13 protein-coding genes are annotated in these 15,620 nt (G+C 59.3%); 2 read left to right on the plus strand and 11 right to left on the minus strand.

Annotated features, from left to right (window positions below; all coding sequences use genetic code 11):
* Positions 1-67: 67 nt before the first annotated feature.
* Positions 68-1,165, plus strand: a complete 1,098-nt coding sequence (locus QZ862_RS07925) for a TraB/GumN family protein (RefSeq protein ID WP_296098845.1) — start codon at positions 68-70, stop codon at positions 1,163-1,165.
* On the opposite strand, the gene QZ862_RS07930 is transcribed toward QZ862_RS07925, so the two are convergent.
* On the minus strand, positions 1,162-1,635 hold the full coding sequence (locus QZ862_RS07930; RefSeq protein WP_296098847.1) for a DUF2867 domain-containing protein: 474 nt from the start codon (positions 1,633-1,635) through the stop codon (positions 1,162-1,164). The genes QZ862_RS07925 and QZ862_RS07930 overlap by 4 nt on opposite strands.
* 262 nt (positions 1,636-1,897) lie before the next feature.
* Between QZ862_RS07930 and QZ862_RS07935 the strand changes: the two genes are divergently transcribed.
* On the plus strand, positions 1,898-3,895 hold the full coding sequence (locus tag QZ862_RS07935) for a BCCT family transporter (RefSeq protein ID WP_296081299.1): 1,998 nt from the start codon (positions 1,898-1,900) through the stop codon (positions 3,893-3,895).
* A gap of 73 nt (positions 3,896-3,968) precedes the next feature.
* Here the strand turns inward: QZ862_RS07935 and QZ862_RS07940 are convergent, their stop codons facing one another.
* The 10 genes from QZ862_RS07940 to mdh all read right to left on the minus strand — a co-directional run bounded on the left by QZ862_RS07940 (position 3,969) and on the right by mdh (position 15,609).
* Positions 3,969-4,463: a cytochrome b/b6 domain-containing protein gene (locus tag QZ862_RS07940; RefSeq protein ID WP_296035238.1), complete on the minus strand. Its 495-nt coding sequence runs from the start codon at positions 4,461-4,463 to the stop codon at positions 3,969-3,971.
* A gap of 134 nt (positions 4,464-4,597) precedes the next feature.
* Positions 4,598-6,004 (minus strand): dihydrolipoyl dehydrogenase, encoded by a 1,407-nt coding sequence (lpdA, locus tag QZ862_RS07945; RefSeq protein ID WP_296081302.1) that lies wholly within the window; start codon positions 6,002-6,004, stop codon positions 4,598-4,600.
* A 24-nt stretch (positions 6,005-6,028) separates the two neighbouring features.
* Positions 6,029-6,781, minus strand: a complete 753-nt coding sequence (locus QZ862_RS07950; protein ID WP_296098850.1) for an SDR family oxidoreductase — start codon at positions 6,779-6,781, stop codon at positions 6,029-6,031.
* Between the two features lie 33 nt (positions 6,782-6,814).
* Positions 6,815-7,453: a LysE family translocator gene (locus tag QZ862_RS07955; protein WP_296098853.1), complete on the minus strand. Its 639-nt coding sequence runs from the start codon at positions 7,451-7,453 to the stop codon at positions 6,815-6,817.
* A 13-nt stretch (positions 7,454-7,466) separates the two neighbouring features.
* On the minus strand, positions 7,467-7,880 hold the full coding sequence (locus tag QZ862_RS07960) for an MAPEG family protein (RefSeq protein WP_296020412.1): 414 nt from the start codon (positions 7,878-7,880) through the stop codon (positions 7,467-7,469).
* Positions 7,881-7,947: 67 nt separating this feature from the next.
* Complete coding sequence (odhB, locus tag QZ862_RS07965; protein WP_296035227.1) at positions 7,948-9,192, minus strand: 2-oxoglutarate dehydrogenase complex dihydrolipoyllysine-residue succinyltransferase; 1,245 nt, start codon at positions 9,190-9,192, stop codon at positions 7,948-7,950.
* Positions 9,193-9,247: 55 nt separating this feature from the next.
* On the minus strand, positions 9,248-12,244 hold the full coding sequence (locus tag QZ862_RS07970; RefSeq protein WP_296020415.1) for a 2-oxoglutarate dehydrogenase E1 component: 2,997 nt from the start codon (positions 12,242-12,244) through the stop codon (positions 9,248-9,250).
* Positions 12,245-12,499: 255 nt separating this feature from the next.
* Positions 12,500-13,402: a succinate--CoA ligase subunit alpha gene (sucD, locus tag QZ862_RS07975; protein WP_296035224.1), complete on the minus strand. Its 903-nt coding sequence runs from the start codon at positions 13,400-13,402 to the stop codon at positions 12,500-12,502.
* 18 nt (positions 13,403-13,420) lie between these two features.
* Positions 13,421-14,614, minus strand: coding sequence for an ADP-forming succinate--CoA ligase subunit beta (sucC, locus tag QZ862_RS07980; protein ID WP_296020420.1), 1,194 nt, complete (start codon positions 14,612-14,614; stop codon positions 13,421-13,423).
* Between the two features lie 32 nt (positions 14,615-14,646).
* Complete coding sequence (gene mdh / locus QZ862_RS07985; protein WP_062424888.1) at positions 14,647-15,609, minus strand: malate dehydrogenase; 963 nt, start codon at positions 15,607-15,609, stop codon at positions 14,647-14,649.
* Between the last annotated feature and the right edge of the window lie 11 nt (positions 15,610-15,620).

Below are 15,620 nucleotides of genomic sequence, written 5' to 3' on the forward strand. Positions count from 1 at the left end.
ATGAGCATTAACCGTCCGTGCAAATCCCCTCCCCTATAAGCCATAACACGCAGACGGAGGTGATTCGATGACCGTTCTCTTGCGGCCGCAAGGCCTGACAGCACTCTTGATGGGCCGGTTCGGCAACGCACTTCTGTGGCTACTTGCCGCCCTGCACGTGGCTGCGCTTTCCATTCTGCTCGTGACGCTCTTTACCATATCGGAGGCGGGCGCCGCCGAAAATGGCGACGTGACCTGTGGCGGCAAGGATATTCTTGTCGACATGCGAAAGACCGATCCGGCTGCCTATGCCGCGATCGTTGCCGAGGCGGAAAAGACGCCGAACGGCAGAGGCACTCTCTGGAAGATTGAGAAGGAAGGCAAGCAACCTTCCTGGCTTCTCGGCACCATGCATCTTGCCGATCCCCGCGTTGTTGCGATGCCCAAAGGCGCGAAGGAAGCCTTTGCGAATGCCCAGACAGTCATCGTCGAATCCGATGAGATCACCGACGAAAAGAAGGCTACCGGCTCACTGCTTGCCAAGCCTGAACTCACAATGTTTCTCGATGGCAAGTCTATGACCGATATGCTGTCCAAGGAGGATGTGGCAAAGCTTGAACGCGGTCTAAAGGAGCGCGGCATACCGCTGAATGCGGTGATGAAGATGAAGCCATGGATACTGTCCAGCTTCGTTGCCCTGCCCGCCTGCGAACTGGCCCGCAAGGCAAAGGGTGCCGAATTTCTCGACATGAAGCTTGCCAATGACGCTTTGAAACAAGGCAAGCATCTCGTCGGGCTGGAAACGGTGGCGGAGCAATTGACCGCCATGTCCGAGTTGCCCATGACATTTCATGTGCAGTCGCTGATCGAGATGCTGGACATGGGTGACAAGATGGAGGACCTCATGGCCACCATGATTGACCTTTATCTGAAGGGCGAGATCGCCACGATCACGCCGATGATGAAAAGCATCGACCCCACAAAGGACAAAAACTCCGATGACGGCTACGCCGCCTTCGAGCAACGGCTGATCACCGACCGCAACCACGTGATGGCGGATCGCGCCGACCACTACCTCGATGAAGGCGGCGTGTTCATGGCCGTCGGCGCGCTTCACCTGCCGGGCAATGAGGGCGTGATCGAACTCCTTCGTAAAAAGGGCTTTACGCTGAGCCTGGTGAACTAACAGGTTTCCTCAAGCGAGACCGAATGAACGTGCTTGCAAAAGGGTCGCATCGTCGTCGGCACGATGCGGCGATGAAACGGCCCAACAGCGAAGAGATAGATCCTGCCGAACAGGTTCTTGCGCCGAACCAGGGTTGTCACGCGCACCACGCTGCCATCTTCCATTTCCTGCAGATCGACGACGATCCTGAAATCCAGATGACGATCATCGAAACCGAGAACCGTCCGCTCCGGTGACGACGAAACGACAGGAAATCCGCCGGCCGATTCGCCGGCCGCAAGCGCCACCGCTTTCAGCCCGACGAGCGATACGATGCGGTTGCGAAGCGCCATCAACCCGCTGATCCATGCTGGTGGATGATCGAGAAGACGCCGGGCGATCTCGAGCGAGTGAGACTGGTGATCGCCCACCTCTCCTTCGAAGCAATCGCGCCAATCGGCACCCGGCAATATGCCGTTTAAATCTCTCACACCCAACGCCCCCGCCTTCCATCGCGACACCCATGAAAGGCACTATCGCCCTTTTCGTAAGGCGCGAATACGCGACAATCCGACGCTGCTGCGACTTCGGCAGCTTCGGCTTCAGCGTGTATTAGAGTCCGCGTACGAAAACGGACATGCATACGCAACTATTTGGCGCGCAATACATTTGCGGCATGAGCGCGTTTAGCGTGGGGCATGCGCGCCCGCGCAATAGGTATTTGATCACGTTATCGATTGAGAGGGAAAACAGATGGGCGAAGAACAAGCGTCTGAAGACACGAAGCCTATGGGGTTGATGGAAGGCGTCAATAAACCCGTATTTTTCTGGTCGGCCGGTTTGACCGCCATCTTCGTGCTGGCCGGCGTCATCTGGCCTCAGGGCTCCGCTTCCGTCTTCAGTGCGGTACAGTCATGGATTGTTACCGAACTCGGTTGGGTCTACCTGCTGTCGGTCGCGATCTTTCTGATCTTCATGCTCTATCTTGGCTGTTCCAGCTATGGCCGCATCAAGCTCGGTCCGAACCATGCGGAGCCGGACTACAGTTATAGCGCATGGTTCTCCATGCTGTTTGCAGCCGGCATGGGCATCGGTCTGGTCTTCTTCGGCGTTGCCGAGCCAATCAAGCATTTCACCGCACCGCCGATCGGCGACCCAGAGACGGTCGAAGCGGCGAGAACCGCGATGGAAATCAGCTATTTCCATTGGGGCCTGCATGCCTGGGCCGTTTACGCGGTTATCGGCCTGTCGCTTGCCTACTTCTCCTTCCGCCATGGTCTTCCACTCACCATGCGCTCGGCGCTCTATCCTCTGATCGGAGACCGCATCTACGGTCCGATTGGCAACGCCGTCGATATCTTCGCCGTTATCGGTACGTTGTTCGGCGTCGCGACATCGCTTGGACTTGGTGTGCTTCAGGTCAATGCCGGATTCAACCACGTGCTCGGCTGGTCGATCTCGTTTTGGGTGCAGCTACCGCTCATCGTCATCATCACCGCCATGGCGACCGTCTCCGTGGCGACAGGCCTCGACAAGGGCATCAAGTTTCTGTCGAACATGAACATGTTGATGGCCGTCGCGTTGATGCTCTTCGTCTTTGTCATGGGGCCGACGACCTTCCTGATGCGCGCCTTCGTCCAGAATCTAGGCGCCTATCTCGATCACTTCGTCATGCGCACCTTCTACATGTATGCCTATTCGCCGGATGAGGGTCCAAGCAAATGGCTCGGCAACTGGACGCTGTTTTACTGGGGCTGGTGGATTGCTTGGTCGCCCTTCGTCGGCATGTTCATCGCCCGCATCTCGCGGGGTCGCACCATCCGTGAATTCATCGCCGGTGTTCTTATCGTGCCGGCTGGCTTCAGCTTCGCCTGGATGACCGTCTTTGGCGATACGGCCTTGTCGCTCCACCTGACGGGCGCCACCACCGCCGTCTCCGAGGCCGTGTCGAAGGACGTTTCACTGGCGCTCTTCGTGCTTCTGGAACAGTTCCCGCTTGGACTTTACGTGTCCTGGTTCGCAATGGCGCTGATCGTCTTCTTCTTCGTCACCGGGGCGGATTCGGCAGCACTCGTCATCGATACGCTGACATCGGGCGGACGTGAAGACGGACCAGTGGCGCGCCGTGTTTTCTGGGCCATCATATCCGGTGTCATCGGCGCGATCCTGCTCTACGCGGGCGGCCTCGACGCCTTGCAAACGGCCTCCATAGCAGGCGCCCTACCCTTCACCTTCGTCATGCTGTTGATGTGCTGGGGCCTGTGGAAGGGTCTGAGACGCGAGGGTGCGCGCCAGAACGCGTTGGTCCAAAACCTGCGACCGCGCAACGCGGTCTCCTGGCAGCGACAGTTGCAGGGCATTCTGCATCATCCGTCAAAGGCAGAAGGCGAACGCTTCATGAGCGGCATCGCCACCGAGGCGCTACGCGCCGTGGCGACCGAACTGGAAAAACGTTCACTGGTCACGACACTTGGCGAAGAGCCGGGCAAGCTGAAGCTGACGGTAGCGCCTGGTGAGCCGGAGGAATTCGTCTATGGCGTGCGCATGCGCCGCTACGAGACCCCGGGCTATAGCTTCTTCGAAAGCCAGAGCAACCGCCGACGCGCCGAATATTACTACCGTGCCGAGGTCTTCCTCCTCGATGGCGGCCAGGACTACGACGTCATGGAGTTCTCAAAGGACGAACTGATCCAGGATGTGCTGGAACAGTATGAGCGCCACTTCCAGTACCTCCACGCCATTCGCGCATAGCTTGGTCTTGTAGAAATCCCGAGGGGCAGGTCGCGATCAAGTAGCCCGCCCCTCGTCTCATTTGCCCGACGCTTCAGGCCATGCGTCGCAGCAGGTTTGTGCGCCAGAGGAACTGGTGAACCAGCACGCCCAGAATGTGCAAGCCGATCAGTGCCCACAGCAGAATCTTGATCGGTCCGCCATGCAGCTCTCCTGCAATGTCATTGCCAAAGTAATATTTGCCGATGCCGCTGAGAGGCATGGCCAGGAAGATTGCGTAGAAAGCCCAGTGCGTAACCTTGGCGACCAGCTTTGCGATTGGCGGCTCGTCGGCAGGCGCCGCAGGCACCCCTTGCACCACCCGAAGACAGAGACGCACAAGACAGAGCACCAGAATGGCGATTCCGACATAGGCATGGATATTGGCTGAGAAAATATCGTCCGGCGTGATCGGCTCGCCGCGGCGCATCAACCGGTTCCAGTGCTCCATGCCATCGGAAAAGATGAGGTTGAAGAGGATGAGCAGCGCCATCATCCAGTGGAGCGCTTTCTGCGGAATGCTGTAGCCGGTGACGGACGTTGAACCCATGGACTATCCCTCTCGATGGAGTTGTTCGAAAGGCCACAATAAAAGCCGCATCCTGAAGAACAAGATGCGGCTTTCAAGCTTACCGAAATATAATGTTCGGCCCGCCTCACCTGCGAGAGAGCCGAACGCGCCGATTACATGTGGATCGGCTTGAAGAAGGTTGCGAGTGCCGCTTCCTTTACCGCTTCCGACATGGTCGGATGCGCATGGCAGGTACGACCCAGATCTTCGGACGAACCGCTGAATTCCATCAGAACCGAGATTTCCTGGATCAGTTCGCCAGCGCCAAAGCCGAGGATGTGGCCGCCGAGCACGCGGTCGGTTTCCTTGTCGGCGAGGATCTTGACGAAGCCGTCGGTGACCTGCATGGCGCGTGCGCGGCCATTGGCGGTGAAGGGGAACTTGCCGACCTTGTAGGCAATGCCCGCCGCCTTCAGTTCCTCTTCGGTCTTGCCGACGGAAGCGACTTCCGGCTGGGTGTAGACCACGCCCGGGATGACGTCGTAATTGACGTGACCGTGCTGACCGGCAAGGATTTCGGCAAGGGCCACGCCCTCGTCTTCTGCCTTGTGCGCCAGCATCGGGCCCTTCACCACGTCGCCGATAGCATAGATGCCGGCAACATTGGTCTTGTAGTGACCGTCGATTTCAACGCGACCGCGGCTGTCGAGCGCCACGCCGGCTTCGGCCAGACCGAGACCATCCGTGTAGGGCTTACGACCGGTGGAGATCAGCACGACGTCAGCTTCCAGCGTTTCGGCTGCACCGCCCTTGACCGGCTCGAACGTGACCTTGGCGCCAGCGCCGGTCTTTTCGACCGCCGTCACCTTGGCGCCAAGCTTGAAGTCGATGCCCTGCTTGGCAAACAGACGCTGCGCCTGCTTGGACAGTTCGCCATCCATGCTGCCGAGAATGTTGTCGAGATATTCGACGACAGTCACCTTGGCGCCGAGACGCTGCCAAACGGAACCGAGTTCGAGACCGATGACACCGCCACCAACGACGATGAGCTTTTCCGGAACCTTCGGCAACGCAATCGCGCCGGTGGAGGAGACGATGATCTGCTCGTCCAGATCGACCTGAACGCCTGGGATGCCAGCGACATCCGAACCCGTGGCAATCACGATGTTCTTGGTTTCCAGTTCCTGCACCGAGCCATCTTCGGCGGTGACGGATACCTTACCGGCGGACACGACCTTGCCGGTGCCCTGGAAGGCATCGATCTTATTCTTCTTGAACAGGAACGCCACGCCATCGACATTGGCCTTCACCACGCCGTCCTTGTGCCCCATCATCTTCTCAAGATTGAGCGTCGGTGCTGCAACTTCGATGCCGAGGCTATCCATGCCATGGGCAACATGGGCGAACATTTCCGATGCATGCAGCAGTGCCTTGGAAGGAATGCAACCAACGTTCAGGCAGGTGCCTCCATAGGTCGAGCGCTTCTCGACAACGGCGACCTTGAGACCGAGCTGTGCGGCCTTGACGGCGCAAACATAACCACCAGGGCCGGTACCGATAACAACTACATCATAAGCCATTGGATTTCCTTTATTGTTGGGCAGCTATCTGCCGCCGCTCACATTCAATATGGCGCCCGTCACATAGGACGCCTCGGGCGAAAGAAGGTAGAGGACCGCGTCCGCGATCTCCTGAGCTGTACCGGGTCTTTGCATCGGCACGATGGGGGCCAGATCCGTTGCACGGTTCGGCAGCCCACCCGATGCATGGATATCGGTATCGATGATGCCGGGGCGGATCGCGTTGACGCGGATACCCTCCGCCGCGACTTCCCGCGACAGCCCAATAGTAAACGTGTCCACCGCCCCCTTGGACGCGGCATAGTCCACATACTGGCCGGCACTTCCAAGCACTGCAGCCATCGACGAAATGTTGACGATCGAGCCGCCGCGCCCACCATGCTTGGTGGACATGCGCCGGACGGCTTCGGAAGCGCAACGGATCTTGCCGATGACGTTGATCGCAAACATCCGGTCGAGCCGCTCGCGCGAATACTCATCGACGCGGGCCGTCTGGTCGACGACGCCGGCATTGTTGACCAGGCCGTCGATGCGACCGAAGCGGCTATCCAATGCGGCAAAGATCGAGGCGATGCCCTCTTCCGTCCCGGTGTCGCCCTGCACGATATGGGCAGTGCTGCCATCGCGGGCAATATCATCGGCCACGCTTTGTGCCGCCGCTTCGTTGGTAGCGTAATTGATGAGCACGCGCCAGCCGCGTTTGGCGGCAAGACGCGCTGTGGCGGCGCCTATACCACGGCTGCCACCCGTCACGAGGAGAACCGGTCCCTCACCCATCAGCGCTCACTCCGCCAGAAAACCGACTGCATATCAGGCCGCTTTTTCCGTTGCGAGTTTGATGCCGAGCGCGATGAAGACCACGCCGCTTGTGCGGTCGATCCACTGGCTGGCGCTGGCAAAGGCTGAGCGCATGCGCGGCGTCGTCATGAAGAGGCTGACGCCGACGAACCATGCGATGAGGCAGCTTGCCATGACGATGCCGTAGCCGAACTTGATCATGACCGGCGTGTGGGCATGCACCACGGTGGAGAAGATGGACAGGAAGAAGAAGACGGGCTTCGGGTTCAGCGCATTGGCGGCAAAGCCAAGCGTGAAGGATTTGAGAGCGGACTGACGCTTATGCGCTACCGCGTTCTCCGAAACCTCCGGCAGTTCCATCTTGCCAGCGCGCAAGGCCTTGATGCCGATGTAGATGAGGTAAGCGACGCCGAGCCACTTGACGATATTGAAGAGATAGATCGACTGCGAGATGATCAGGCCAAGACCGAGGATCGTGTAGGTGACGTGAAACATCAGCGACGTGCCGATACCGAAGCTGGTGATGATGGCCTCGCGACGTCCGTGCACCATGGCCTGACGCATGACCATGGCGAGGTCAGCGCCGGGGGAGACGATCGCGAATGCAAAAATGGCCATCAGGGATGCAAGTTCGACCACATACTGGTGCATGATTTGACCGCCCTTAGAACATCAATACGAAGAACATCAGCAGCAAGCCGATCATCGATCCGACCCAGATGAGGGACCGGATATAAGGTATGCCCATCAGATAGAGCGGGATGTAGATGATGCGGCACACCAACCAGATCCATGCGCCGATCAAAGCAAAACCGGACGGGTCGCCCGCCATGATCACGCCGAAGGCGAGAGCGATGAAGGCTGGATAGGTCTCGCGAAAATTAGCCGAAGCGCGCTTGGCGCGACCGGCAAGCTTGCCCTTGGCCTGGCGCTCGTCATCACGCGGACCGGCATTCCACTCGCGCCCAAGCTCCTTGGTCGCGATTAGCGCCTGCAACATCACATGGATCACGAGGATCATGACGCTCAAGCCGATAACCGGCAGAAAGGGCGAAGCGGCGAGGAATGTCGGTTGCAAGGGATGCTCCTTATAGGAATTCAGCGGGATTTCACTTGAAACCCCGCTGAAACGAAAAGCAAGTCGATTAGAGATCGAGAACCAGACGTTCCGGATCTTCCAGGCTTTCCTTGACGCGCACGAGGAAGGTCACGGCTTCCTTGCCGTCAACGATGCGGTGATCGTAGGAGAGCGCCAGATACATCATCGGACGGATGACGACCTGACCGCCGATGGCGACCGGACGCTCCTGGATCTTGTGCATGCCGAGAATACCGGACTGCGGTGCGTTGAGGATCGGCGAGGACATCAGCGAACCGTAAACGCCACCATTGGTGATGGTGAAGGTACCGCCCTGCATGTCTGCCATGCCGAGCGAGCCATCACGGGCTGCCTTGGCAAGACGGCCAAGTTCCTTTTCGACGCCAGCAATGGAGAGCTGGTCCGCATCGCGGATGACTGGAACGACAAGACCCTTGTCCGTGCCGACAGCCATGCCGACGTGACAATAGTTCTTGTAGATGATGTCGTTGCCGTCGATCTCGGCATTGACGGCAGGCAGTTCCTTCAGCGCGTGGGTCACGGCCTTGGTGAAGAAGCCCATGAAGCCGAGCTTCACGCCGTGCTTCTTCTCGAACACGTCCTTGTAGCGGTTGCGCAGATCCATCACCGCCTTCATGTCCACCTCGTTATAGGTGGTCAGCATGGCAGCGGTGTTCTGCGCGTCCTTGAGGCGGCGAGCGATCGTCTGGCGCAGGCGCGTCATCTTCACGCGCTCTTCGCGAACGGCGTCCTGCTCTGCAGAAACCGGACGCGCTGCGGCAACCGGTGCAGGGGCAGCGGCAGGAGCCGACACGCCCTTGGCGACAGCAGCCAGAACGTCACCCTTCAGAACCTGACCGCGCTTGCCCGAACCATCGACCTGATCGGCAGACAGGTTGTTTTCCGACAGGAGCTTGCCGGCAGCAGGCGCTGGCGGAACCGAGCCGGAAGCGGCAGGCGCCGGTGCTGCAGCAGCAGGCGCTGCGGCAGGAGTCGGAGCGGCAGCAGGAGCAGGAGCGGCAGGAGCCGGTGCAGAGGTTGCGGCACCAGCAGCACCTTCGGCGATCTGGCCGAGGAGTGCGTCGAGGCCGACGGTTTCGCCATTCTGGGCAACGATCTCGGTCAGTACGCCGGAGGCAGGAGCCGGGACTTCGACGGTAACCTTATCGGTTTCCAGTTCGACTAGCGGCTCGTCAGCCTTGACGGTATCGCCGACTTTCTTGAACCAGGTGCCGACAGTCGCTTCGCTGACGGACTCACCCAGTGTTGGTACGCGGATTTCAGTGGCCATGTTATCGTTCCGTTATTCAGGTGTCTTTGTTGCGAGGGTCGAAGCGGGAGAGCGGTTACTCTCCCAATGCGTCTTCGAGGAACGCAGCAAGCTGCGCCAGATGCTTGGACATCAGGCCGGTCGCCGGAGAGGCGGCAGCCGGACGGCCCGTGTAACGGACCTTCTGGTACTTGGCGTCGATATGCGCCAGAACCCATTCGAGATACGGGTCGATGAAGGACCACGCGCCCATGTTCTTCGGCTCTTCCTGGCACCAGACCATCTCCGCATTGCGGAAGCGGGACAGCTCGTTGATGAGCGCCTTGGCCGGGAACGGATAGAGCTGTTCGATACGCAGCAGGTAGACATCGTCCACACCGCGCTTCTCACGCTCTTCCAGAAGGTCGTAATAGACCTTGCCGGTGCAGAGCACGACGCGACGGATCTTGGAATCCTTCTGCAGCTTGATCGGACCATCCTTGATGACTTCCGCATCGTCCCACAGCAGACGGTGGAAGGAGGATTCGCCCGCCATTTCCGTCAGAGACGAGGTCGCACGCTTGTGGCGCAGTAGGGACTTCGGCGTCATCATGATCAGCGGCTTGCGGAAGTCGCGCTTCACCTGACGGCGCAGAATGTGGAAGTAGTTGGCAGGCGTGGTGCAGTTGGCAACCTGCATGTTATCTTCGGCGCAAAGCTGGAGGAAACGCTCCAGACGGGCGGAAGAGTGCTCCGGACCCTGACCTTCATAGCCATGCGGCAGAAGGCAGACGAGACCGGACATGCGAAGCCACTTGCGTTCACCAGACGAGATGAACTGGTCGAACACCACCTGGGCGCCGTTGGCGAAGTCGCCGAACTGGGCCTCCCAAAGGGTCAGCGCATTCGGACGAGCAAGCGAATAGCCGTATTCAAAACCGAGAACGGCTTCTTCAGACAGCATCGAGTTGATGACTTCGTAACGCGCCTGGGTCGGCGACAGGTTTGCCAGCGGAATGTAGCGCTCTTCTGTCTCCTGATCGTAGAGAACCGAGTGACGCTGCGAGAAGGTGCCGCGTTCGCAATCCTGACCGGAAAGACGGATCTTGTGGCCGTCGACGGCAAGCGAACCGAAGGCAAAGGCTTCGGCCATCGCCCAATCGATTCCTTCACCGGTTTCGACCATCTGTGCGCGGTTTTCCATAAAACGCTGGATCGTGCGGTGCGCGGTAAAGCCTTCCGGAATGGTCGACAGCTTCTTACCGATTTCCTTCAGCTGCTTCATCGGCACGCCGGTCTTGCCGCGACGCTGCTCATCGGCATTGTCAGCTGCGCGCAGACCCGACCACTGACCGTCCAGCCAGTCGGCCTTGTTCGGCTTGTAGCTCTGGCCGGCTTCGAATTCCTGCTCCAGATGGCCGCGCCAGTCCGCCTTCATCTTTTCGAATTCGCCTTCGTTCATCAGCCCTTCGGCGATGAGGCGGTCGGCATAGATGCGGGCAACGGTCTTGTGGCCACGAATGACCTTGTACATCTTCGGCTGCGTGAAGGACGGCTCATCGCCTTCGTTATGGCCGAAGCGGCGGTAGCAGAACATGTCGATGACGACAGGCTTGTGGAACTTCATGCGATATTCGGTCGCGATCTTGGCCGCATAGACCACCGCTTCCGGATCATCGCCATTGACGTGGAAGATCGGCGCTTCGATCATCTTGGCAACGTCGGACGGATAAGGCGACGAGCGCGAGAAAGCGGGGTTCGTCGTAAAGCCGATCTGGTTGTTGATGATGAAGTGCATGGTGCCGGCAACGCGGTGACCGCGAAGACCGGACAGTCCGAGAATTTCGGCAACGACACCCTGGCCTGCGAATGCGGCATCGCCGTGCAGCAGAAGCGGCAGTACCTTGGCGCGCTCCGACAGCGGAATGGTGTCGCCATCCCAGACCTTCGCCAACTGGTCCTGCTTGGCGCGGGCCTTGCCCATGACCACAGGGTTGACGATTTCCAGGTGCGAGGGGTTTGCCGTCAGCGACAGGTGAACCTTGTTGCCGTCGAATTCGCGGTCGGAAGAGGCACCGAGGTGGTACTTCACGTCACCCGAGCCTTCGACATCGTCAGGCTTAAAGGAGCCGCCCTTGAACTCGTGGAACACGGCGCGGTGTGGCTTGCCCATGACGTTGGTCAGGACGTTCAGACGGCCACGGTGAGCCATACCGAGAACGACTTCTTCCAGACCGTCCTGGCCGCCGCGCTTGATGATCTGTTCGAGCGCCGGGATCAGCGATTCACCGCCATCCAGACCGAAACGCTTGGTGCCCTTGAAGCGCACGTCGAGGAACTGCTCGTAGCCTTCAGCCTCGACGAGCTTCGACAGGATTGCCTTCTTGCCTTCGGCAGTGAAGGCAACGCCCTTGTCCGGACCTTCGATGCGTTCCTGGATCCAGCCCTTTTCGTCCGGGTTGGACATGTGCATGAATTCGACGCCGATGGTGGAGCAGTAGGTGCGCTCCAGAATATCGATCATCTCGCGCACGGTCGCATATTCGAGACCAAGCACGTTATCGATGAAAATCTTGCGGTCGTAGTCGCTTTCCTCGAAGCCGTAGGACTTCGGCGACAGCTCGTTGTAATCCTCGACAGCGCTGGCAATGCCGAGCGGATCGAGCTTGGCATGCAGGTGGCCGCGCATGCGGTAGGCGCGGATCATCATGATAGCGCGAACGCTGTCACGGGTCGCCTGCAGCACTTCGGCTTCGGAGACCGGCTTGCCGGTCGCAGCACCCTTGGCTTCGGCCTTGGCCTGAACCTTCTTCTCGATGGCCTTTTCGACCGTCGCCCAATTGCCGTCGAGTGCGGAAATCAGCTCACCGCCAGCCGCGATCGGCCAGTTGTCGCGCTTCCAGGAGGCGCCCTTGGCGGCCTTCTTCACATCGTCGGGATTGTCGGACAGACCCTTGAAGAAACTCTGCCACTCAGGCGATACCGAGGAAGGGTCCTCTTCGTACCGGGCATAGAGCTGCTCGATATAGGCCGCATTCGCGCCGTCGAGAAACGACGTGATCTGAAACTGCTCGTTGGCTTCTTGCCTTGCCATTGTTTTTCCGCGGACGTGGTGGTCCGCCTCCTCAATCCCGTTGATGGTCATTCGCGACCGGTCGCTTGCATTCTTGCCGCTTGAGCATCGCCATGTTTCTGAGAAGAAACGCCGGGATGCTCGAAAGCCTCTGGTCTTGCATGTCAGACGCGAAAACCGATCGACCCATCGTGGTCAGGCTCTTGCATCCGTCTTCATGCGGCTTCGGGCAGGCTACCGTCTCCGGCCCCTGCCCGCTGCCAGATTATGTCAGTCTCAGCCCTTGAGGACTTCGACCAGCGTCTTGCCAAGACGTGCCGGAGAGGGCGAAACCTTGATGCCCGCTGCTTCCATGGCAGAGATCTTCGATTCCGCGTCGCCCTTGCCGCCGGAAACCACAGCACCGGCATGACCCATGGTGCGGCCCTTGGGCGCCGTACGACCGGCAATGAAGCCAGCCATTGGCTTCTTGCGGCCCTTCTTGGCTTCGTCGATCAGGAACTGGGCTGCATCTTCTTCAGCCGAACCGCCGATTTCGCCGATCATGATGATCGAGGTCGTGGCTTCGTCTGCGAGGAACATTTCCAGCACGTCGATGAATTCCGTACCCTTGACCGGGTCGCCACCGATACCGACAGCCGTCGTCTGGCCGAGGCCTTCGTTGGATGTCTGGAACACGGCTTCATAGGTCAGCGTGCCGGAGCGCGACACGATACCGACCGAACCCTTGCGGAAGATCGAGCCCGGCATGATGCCGATCTTGCATTCTTCCGGCGTCAGGATACCTGGGCAGTTCGGGCCAAGCAGGCGCGAGTTCGAACGGTCGAGGCGAGCCTTGACGCGAACCATGTCTGCGACCGGAATACCTTCGGTGATGCAGGTGATGAACGGGATCTCGGCGTCGATCGCTTCGATGATCGCGTCCGCTGCACCTGCTGGCGGAACGTAGATCACGGATGCGTCTGCACCGGTCTTTTCCTTGGCTTCGGCAACGGTTGCGAAGATCGGCAGGGTTTCGCCCTTGGAGCCGGTCCAGTTGGTGCCGCCCTTGGAGGGGTGAATACCGCCGACCATCTGCGTGCCGTAATAGGCAAGCGCCTGTTCGGTGTGGAACGTACCGGTCTTGCCGGTCAGGCCCTGCACGAGGATCTTTGTGTCTTTATTGACGAGAATGGACATGAATCAGGATCCTTAAAATTAGCCGTTGACCGCGGCGACGATCTTCTTGGCAGCATCGTCCAGATCGTCGGCAGCCGTGATGGCGAGGCCGGATTCGTTCAGGAGCTTCTTGCCAAGTTCGACATTCGTGCCTTCCAGGCGCACGACGAGCGGAACCTTAAGACCGACTTCCTTCACTGCGGCGATAACGCCTTCAGCGATGACGTCGCACTTCATGATGCCGCCGAAGATGTTGACGAGGATACCCTCGACCTTCGGGTCTGCGGTGATGATCTTGAAGGCTGCAGCGACCTTCTCCTTGCCGGCGCCACCGCCGACGTCGCAGAAGTTTGCAGGCTCTTTGCCGTACAGCTTGATGATGTCCATCGTTGCCATGGCAAGACCGGCGCCATTGACCATGCAGCCGATGTTGCCGTCGAGCGCCACGTAAGCGAGGTCCCACTTGGAGGCTTCGATTTCCTTGGCGTCTTCTTCGGTCTCGTCGCGCAAAGCCTTGACGTCGTCATGGCGGAACAGCGCGTTGCCATCGAAGGACACCTTGGCGTCGAGAACGCGCAGATGGCCATTTTCCATGACGATCAGCGGGTTGATCTCGAGAAGCGCCATGTCCTTTTCGACGAAGGCCTTGTAGAGGATCGGGAACAGCGACTTTGCGTCTTCGGCAGCAGCGCCATCAAGTTCCAGCGCGCTGGAGATCTTGGCGACGTCTTCAGCCGTTACACCGGCTTGCGGATCGATAGCAATCGTATGGATCTTCTCGGGCGTGTCGTGGGCGACAGCTTCGATGTCCATGCCGCCTTCGGTCGAAACGACGAAAGCAACCTTGCCGACCGAACGGTCAACCAGCAGCGAGCAATAGAGTTCGCGAGCAATGTCGGCGCCGTCTTCGATGTAGAGACGGTTGACCTGCTTGCCGGCGTCGCCCGTCTGGGCGGTAACCAGCGTGTTTCCGAGCATGTCCTTGGCGTGGGAAACGACTTCCTCGATGGACTTTGCAAGGCGAACGCCGCCCTTGGCATCGGGGCCGAGTTCCTTGAACTTGCCCTTGCCGCGGCCACCGGCGTGGATCTGGCTCTTGACCACGTAAAGCGGGCCAGGAAGCTGCTTGGCAGCAGCTTCGGCTTCTTCGACCTTGAGGATGGCAACCCCTTCGGCAACCGGCGCACCAAAGCTCTTCAGAAGAGCCTTGGCCTGATATTCATGAATATTCATGGATTATTCCCTGTTTACAGCCTGAGAGGCGATTACTTCAGCGACGGAGCGATGTTGACGCAGGCTTCGCAAAGACCGGCAACGGCACCGACAGACTTCTGGAAGGCTGCTTCCTCGTCCTTGTTGAGTTCGATCTCGATGATGCGCTCGATACCGCCAGCACCGATAACAGTCGGCACGCCGACATACATGTCGTTGACGCCGTACTGGCCGGAAAGGTAGGCGGCAGCAGGCAGAACGCGCTTCTTGTCCTTGAGGTAGGATTCGGCCATCTCGATGGCGGAAGCTGCAGGTGCGTAGTAGGCAGAACCGGTCTTCAAGAGGCCAACGATTTCGGCGCCGCCGTCACGGGTGCGCTGAATGATCTGCTCGAGACGCTCTGCAGAAACCCAGCCAAGCTTGACGAGGTCGGTCAGCGGAATGCCGGCAACGGTGGAGTAACGGGCAAGCGGCACCATCGTGTCGCCGTGGCCGCCGAGAACGAAGGCGGTGACGTCTTCAACCGAAACGTTGAACTCTTCGGAGAGGAAGAGGCGGAAACGGGCGCTGTCGAGAACGCCGGCCATGCCGACGACCTTGTTCTTCGGCAGGCCGGAGAACTTCTGCAGAGCCCAGACCATGGCGTCGAGCGGGTTGGTGATGCAGATCACGAATGCGTTGGGGGCGTACTTCTTGATGCCCGCGCCAACCTGTTCCATGACTTTTAGGTTGATGCCGAGAAGATCGTCACGGCTCATGCCAGGCTTGCGGGCGACGCCTGCGGTGACGATGCAAACGTCTGCACCTTCGATGGCAGCGTAGTCGGACGCGCCGGTGAGCTTTGCGTTGAAGCCTTCGACCGGACCGGACTGGGCAATATCCAGACCCTTGCCCTGCGGAATACCGTCAGCAATATCGAAGAGGACGATGTCGCCCAATTCCTTCAGGCTGGCGAGATGCGCCAGCGTGCCGCCGATCATGCCAGAACCAATAAGTGCAATTTTTTTGCGAGACATCGAATGCTTCC

The sequence above is a fragment of the uncultured Agrobacterium sp. genome (assembly GCA_913777615.1).
In the GTDB taxonomy this organism is placed as follows: domain Bacteria; phylum Pseudomonadota; class Alphaproteobacteria; order Rhizobiales; family Rhizobiaceae; genus Agrobacterium.

What these genes read in the sequence shown, in the direction of transcription:
- QZ862_RS07925 (WP_296098845.1), top strand. Translation starts at nt 68, where the DNA reads ATGACCGTTCTCTTGCGGCCGCAAGGCCTGACAGCACTCTTGATGGGC.
- QZ862_RS07935 (WP_296081299.1), top strand. Translation starts at nt 1,898, where the DNA reads ATGGGCGAAGAACAAGCGTCTGAAGACACGAAGCCTATGGGGTTGATG.
- mdh (WP_062424888.1), bottom strand. Translation starts at nt 15,609, where the DNA reads ATGTCTCGCAAAAAAATTGCACTTATTGGTTCTGGCATGATCGGCGGC.
- odhB (WP_296035227.1), bottom strand. Translation starts at nt 9,192, where the DNA reads ATGGCCACTGAAATCCGCGTACCAACACTGGGTGAGTCCGTCAGCGAA.
- QZ862_RS07955 (WP_296098853.1), bottom strand. Translation starts at nt 7,453, where the DNA reads ATGCACCAGTATGTGGTCGAACTTGCATCCCTGATGGCCATTTTTGCA.
- lpdA (WP_296081302.1), bottom strand. Translation starts at nt 6,004, where the DNA reads ATGGCTTATGATGTAGTTGTTATCGGTACCGGCCCTGGTGGTTATGTT.
- QZ862_RS07940 (WP_296035238.1), bottom strand. Translation starts at nt 4,463, where the DNA reads ATGGGTTCAACGTCCGTCACCGGCTACAGCATTCCGCAGAAAGCGCTC.
- QZ862_RS07970 (WP_296020415.1), bottom strand. Translation starts at nt 12,244, where the DNA reads ATGGCAAGGCAAGAAGCCAACGAGCAGTTTCAGATCACGTCGTTTCTC.
- sucD (WP_296035224.1), bottom strand. Translation starts at nt 13,402, where the DNA reads ATGTCCATTCTCGTCAATAAAGACACAAAGATCCTCGTGCAGGGCCTG.
- sucC (WP_296020420.1), bottom strand. Translation starts at nt 14,614, where the DNA reads ATGAATATTCATGAATATCAGGCCAAGGCTCTTCTGAAGAGCTTTGGT.
- QZ862_RS07950 (WP_296098850.1), bottom strand. Translation starts at nt 6,781, where the DNA reads ATGGGTGAGGGACCGGTTCTCCTCGTGACGGGTGGCAGCCGTGGTATA.